Raw genomic sequence first — 5,092 nt, 5'->3', positions numbered from 1 at the left:
CGGAGGCTACCGTCCATGACTGCATTATTTTTGTGATCAGGCAGAGACAGCACACGCCCCGCCAGTCAGGCCCCGGCAGCAAGTACCGGTTCGGTCATTCGAATTCAGGAAGATGGCGCGGCACGCGCATGCAGACTCGCGTCGCACGCGGGCACACACAGGAAGCCGGGGGGAGAAAGGCTGGCGAAGAACACCGCGGCGCGGTCCGCGCAGGCAGCTGGGGAGATGACTGAATCGTTGACGACGTCCGTCGCCCTGCTCATTGCATCGTCGATTGCAAACCGCGTGATCAATTGAAACCTCGACTTCCATTTGAGGGTCAACGACGAGGAACAACCTGCGCGGTGGGTGACAGCGCCAGGGTGGTCCCGATCGGCTGCGACTGCCGGGTCTGTAGACACACGGCAATCTTCTGGCGCCGGGTTTGTGACCCGAAGCGCCGCCGGATAATAACCACGTTTTTTGCTGGAGAGGCAAACAAAATGTAGGAAAAGTGCGAAATAAATATCGGTTGTTTCCTACGCCATCGGAATGATGGCCAAGCGACCGGGTTGTCATAAATGCGCCCGCGCAAACCTGCCCGTCCTTCAGGCATCCACTGCCGGAAAACCACGCCAAGACCCCGGCCTGACAGCCAGGCAGTCGTCACTTCAATCACATCATTCACACATCGCTAACAAGCGCTAACAACGCATAACTGGCAGTCGATCAGGTCCTGGGGGCAGGATTGACGCTCACCGCTGAACGTCAGGCAACCTGCAGACATCATGGGTTGTCGCGGTCGGTCGAACGATGGTTTTGCGAGGGATCCGATCATGGCTGAAGGTTATCGCCAACATTGCCTGTGCGAGGCTGACCGACTCGGCAACGACGAACTGTATGCCTTGGTCACGGGCGCCGTCAGGCATGACAGGGCTGAATCCCAGCAACTGTTCGCGACGGTGACACCGTTGCTCATCGCCTATTTCGAAGGCCAGGTACAGGCCGGAAGGATCAGTCGCGAGGACACCGGCCGCCTCGTCCAGCAAGCCTTCAAGACCCTGTATCTCGAGCAGGCCCGGCATGACCCCGGCTTTCCGTTTCGGGCATGGCTCATCGAGATTGCACGATCCACGTTGCTCGACAACCTGGGCCATCGGGGCATCACAGCGCCGGACCACCCCACGCCGCTAGCGGGTGCGTCTGCCGCAGAACGTCACGACACCCCACGCTCAGCCTGCATCGATCTTTCGACGCAGTGAAATCTTCACCAGAGAATGCCCATGATCAACATCGAAAAAACGCTCTACACCGCACAGACCTGCACCACAGGAGGCCGTGAGGGGACCGCACGCAGTCACGATAGTCGACTTGATCTCAGGCTATCTCCACCGGGCGCACCGGGGACGGGAACCAATCCCGAGCAGTTGTTCGCGGTGTGCTGGTCGGCTTGTTTTCTCGGTTCCCTGCGCCATGCCTGCAACGCACGCAGGATCGGCTTCCCGGCGAACGCCGGGGTGGAGGCTCAAGTCGATCTCGTACACGCAGAACACGGGTTCTTCCTGCAGGCCCGCCTGGCCGTGTCGTTGCCGGAGATCGAGCCGGAAGTGGCGCTCCAGCTGATCGAAGCGGCGCACCAGAATTGCCCCTACTCCAAGGCCACGCGCAGCAACATCAACGTCAGCATCACCCTCGCCTGATCCCCCATCTGCCGCTCCCGAACGGCCAAACGCCGACACGCCAAACACGCCTGCCGCCATGCAGCGACACCATGGTGCAATAGAGGGCTCCCAAGGCTTTTGATGTGATGGCGGCAAACCGACAAAAGCCAGGAGTAGCGCATGAAAAAGCTGACGACCGCCGCCGGCGCACCAGTGGTGGATAACAACAACTCGCAGACCGCCGGCCCGCGAGGCCCGGTGCTGTTGCAAGACGTATGGCTGCTGGAAAAGCTGGCGCATTTCGATCGTGAGGTCATTCCCGAACGGCGCATGCACGCCAAGGGTTCGGGAGCATTCGGCACCTTCACCGTCACCCGTGACATCAGCCGCTATACCAAGGCCAGACTGTTTTCCAGCGTGGGCAAAACCACCGATATCTTCGTCCGGTTTTCCACCGTGGCCGGCGAGCGTGGTGCCGCCGATGCCGAACGTGACATTCGCGGGTTTGCCATCAAGTTCTATACCGAGCAAGGCAACTGGGATCTGGTGGGCAACAACACGCCGGTGTTCTTTCTGCGCGATCCACTGAAATTCCCCGACCTCAACCATGCGGTCAAACGCGATCCGCGCACCAACCTACGCAGCGCCCGCAACAACTGGGATTTCTGGACGCTGCTGCCCGAGGCGCTGCATCAGGTGACGATTGTCATGAGTGATCGCGGGTTGCCGCGCACCTACCGCCACATGCACGGCTTCGGCAGCCATACGTTCAGTTTCATCAGCCCGACGAACGAGCGATTCTGGGTGAAATTCACCTGGAAGACCGAGCAAGGCATCGAGAACCTGACCGATCAGCAAGCCGCGACACTGATCGGCGATCATCGCGAAAGTGCCCAGCGCGATCTGTACACCAGCATCGAGGAAGGCCGCTTCCCGCAATGGAAGCTCTACGTGCAAGTGATGCCGGAGCTGGACGCCGAGACGTACCCGATCAATCCCTTCGACCTGACCAAGGTCTGGCCCCACAAGGATTACCCGTTGATCGAAGTCGGTGTACTCGAACTCAACCGCAACCCCGACAACTACTTCGCCGACGTCGAACAGGCAGCCTTCAACCCGGCCAACGTCGTGCCCGGCATCGGTTTCTCACCGGACAAGATGCTCCAGGCCCGCCTGTTCTCCTACGGCGATGCACAGCGCTATCGCGTGGGCGTCAATCATCATCAGATCCCGGTGAACGCCCCACGCTGCCCGGTCAACAGCTATCACCGGGACGGCCAGATGCGCACTGATTCGAATGCAGGCAGCACCCCCGGCTACGAACCCAACAGCCATGGCCAATGGGTCGAACAACCGGATTTCAGCGAGCCACCGCTGGCCCTCAAAGGCAGCGCGGGGCACTGGGATCACCGGGAGGACGACGACTGTTTTTCGCAACCCGGCGCGCTGTTCCGGGCCATGACCATGGCCCAGAAACAGGCCCTGTTCGATAACACCGCGCGCTCGATTCATGGTGCCAGCGCAGCGTCGAAACAACGACACATCGACCACTGCACCCGGGCAGATCCGGCGTATGGCGCAGGGATTGCGCACGCCATTGAGGCACTGGGCTGATCTGCAATGACGGAGCCGAAACAACAACGCCCGGATTAACCGGGCGTTGTTGCTTGTACGGGTCAGTCAGGCAATGATTCGCGGCTGAAGGCCTGCACCTCCTGCACCAGACCGCGAGCCGCCATTTCCACCAATTGCCGGCCCTTTTCCGGTGAAGCCTGGGCCGGGTCCGAGCCCATGCGGCCATCGGGGTGACGGGCACGGAAGTCCGCGGCTTCGCGGATCGGGCCCCAGTTGGCGATCTGCGGCGAATAAACGGCCGACTTGATGGAATCGGGATAGGCCCACTGGGTCACGGCGATTTCCGAAGGCGTTGCATGAATGCCGTGGCCGGTCGGGAACTGGTCACGCGCCAGCTCGTTCACCCCTTCCAGATCCCACCAGTTGCAGAGTTTCAGGGCGAACCCGGCCTTGCGCCGGGCAAAACTCGCCTCGGCGTACAGCTCCGAAAACGCCGCTTCGATCGAGGCGATGTTGCCGCCGTGGCCATTGAGGAAAAAGATCTTTTCAAAGCCGTGGGCGGCCAGCGAACGGGTCCAGTCCACGATGGCGGCGATGAAGGTCGAAGGCCTGAGCGAAATGGTGCCGGGGAAACCGAGGTGATGTTGCGCCATGCCGATATTGAAAGTCGGGGCGATCAGGATGTCTGCACTTTTCTGCGCTTCATGGGCGATGATCTCCGGGCACATCCAGTCGGTGCCCAGCAGGCCGGTCGGCCCGTGCTGCTCGTTGGAGCCAATCGGGATGACGATGGTGCGGCTGCGTTCGAGGAATTGGGCGATTTCGGACCAGGTCGATAGGTATAAAAGCATCAGGATTCTCACTCTTCGAAGGTTCCTCGCGGAACGAGGGTTGGCGTTCAATGCACCTGCAACAGCAGCGTCATTGATAACACCCGCCTCCCTTCGACGACAGAATACAAAGGTATCGGAATCGGCAGAACGCTCTAATCGCGAACGAGAAACTCACGGGGCGATTCACCCATCACCCGTCTGAACATCGCACTGAAGGCACTCTGGCTGGCATAGCCCAGGTCCCGGGCAATAACGCCGACGGACTGCCCTTTGTCGAGCCGGTCGATGGCGGTCGCCAGCCGCACCTGTTGCAGCCAGTGGCGGAAATTCAGGCCGGTTTCATTGACGAACAGGCGTATCAGCGTACGGGAGCTGGCGCCAACCCGGTCTGCCCAATAGCCGATCGAATGGTCTTGTCCGGGGTCCTGCAGAATCGCCTCACACACCGTGACCAGTCGCCTGTCGACCGGCCACGGCACTTCGATCGGCAACGTCCGCGCCGCCTGCAGTTCACTGAGTATCAACGCCACGATGTGCGCGTTGCGCCCTTCCTGCGGGTATTCGATCGGCTGGTCGGCCAAGGCCAGAATCAACTCGCGCAGCAGTCCGGGGATCTCCAGCACTTTGCAGTGATGGCCCAGCCCGGCGCAGACCTGCGGCTCGATGTAGATCGAGCGCATCTTGACTGCGCTCAGCATCAACTGATCGTGGATCATTCCGGGCGGAATCCACAGCGCCCGCTTCGGCGGCAGGATCCACAACCCGCGTTCGGTGGCCACCCGCATCACGCCGTTCGAGGCATACAGCAACTGCCCGTGCCGATGCACGTGCGGTTCGTTGTATTCGCCGGTGGCCTGATCGCGCACCAGCACGGTCATCACCCGTGGCACATCCTGATAGTCGGGATAACGTTCGCTGCGCGGCGCGGGCTCAAGCCTGGCGACGACCTTGCGCACCTCTTGTTTCATCGCGTGGAGTCTCCTGAAAACAGCCCTTGATCGTCGTAAGGCCACGATTGTCACTTTGACGACAAATCCTGGCATT

The 5,092-nt window shown here is 60.8% G+C and carries 5 protein-coding genes; 3 read left to right on the top strand and 2 right to left on the bottom strand.

What is annotated here, in order from left to right; translation table 11 throughout:
- The first annotated feature begins 815 nt into the window (after positions 1-815).
- The 3 genes from NH234_RS13060 to NH234_RS13050 all read left to right on the top strand — a co-directional run bounded on the left by NH234_RS13060 (position 816) and on the right by NH234_RS13050 (position 3,254).
- Positions 816-1,241: a hypothetical protein gene (locus NH234_RS13060; RefSeq protein ID WP_085733942.1), complete on the top strand. Its 426-nt coding sequence runs from the start codon at positions 816-818 to the stop codon at positions 1,239-1,241.
- Positions 1,242-1,262: 21 nt separating this feature from the next.
- On the top strand, positions 1,263-1,679 hold the full coding sequence (locus NH234_RS13055) for an organic hydroperoxide resistance protein (RefSeq protein WP_367256864.1): 417 nt from the start codon (positions 1,263-1,265) through the stop codon (positions 1,677-1,679).
- Positions 1,680-1,820: 141 nt separating this feature from the next.
- Positions 1,821-3,254, top strand: a complete 1,434-nt coding sequence (locus tag NH234_RS13050; protein ID WP_367256863.1) for a catalase — start codon at positions 1,821-1,823, stop codon at positions 3,252-3,254.
- A 62-nt stretch (positions 3,255-3,316) separates the two neighbouring features.
- On the opposite strand, the gene NH234_RS13045 is transcribed toward NH234_RS13050, so the two are convergent.
- Positions 3,317-4,066: a creatininase family protein gene (locus NH234_RS13045; RefSeq protein ID WP_367256861.1), complete on the bottom strand. Its 750-nt coding sequence runs from the start codon at positions 4,064-4,066 to the stop codon at positions 3,317-3,319.
- Positions 4,067-4,200: 134 nt separating this feature from the next.
- Positions 4,201-5,016 (bottom strand): helix-turn-helix transcriptional regulator, encoded by an 816-nt coding sequence (locus NH234_RS13040; RefSeq protein WP_085733938.1) that lies wholly within the window; start codon positions 5,014-5,016, stop codon positions 4,201-4,203.
- Positions 5,017-5,092: the final 76 nt, after the last annotated feature.

This window comes from Pseudomonas sp. stari2 (assembly GCF_040760005.1).
Classification (GTDB): Bacteria; Pseudomonadota; Gammaproteobacteria; order Pseudomonadales; family Pseudomonadaceae; genus Aquipseudomonas.
Note: the sequence above shows the minus strand (reverse complement) of the source record. Positions and strands in the feature narration are given on the sequence as shown.

Coding starts and splice junctions, on each gene's coding strand:
- NH234_RS13060 (WP_085733942.1), top strand. CDS start 816: ATGGCTGAAGGTTATCGCCAACATTGCCTGTGCGAGGCTGACCGACTC.
- NH234_RS13055 (WP_367256864.1), top strand. CDS start 1,263: ATGATCAACATCGAAAAAACGCTCTACACCGCACAGACCTGCACCACA.
- NH234_RS13050 (WP_367256863.1), top strand. CDS start 1,821: ATGAAAAAGCTGACGACCGCCGCCGGCGCACCAGTGGTGGATAACAAC.
- NH234_RS13045 (WP_367256861.1), bottom strand. CDS start 4,066: ATGCTTTTATACCTATCGACCTGGTCCGAAATCGCCCAATTCCTCGAA.
- NH234_RS13040 (WP_085733938.1), bottom strand. CDS start 5,016: ATGAAACAAGAGGTGCGCAAGGTCGTCGCCAGGCTTGAGCCCGCGCCG.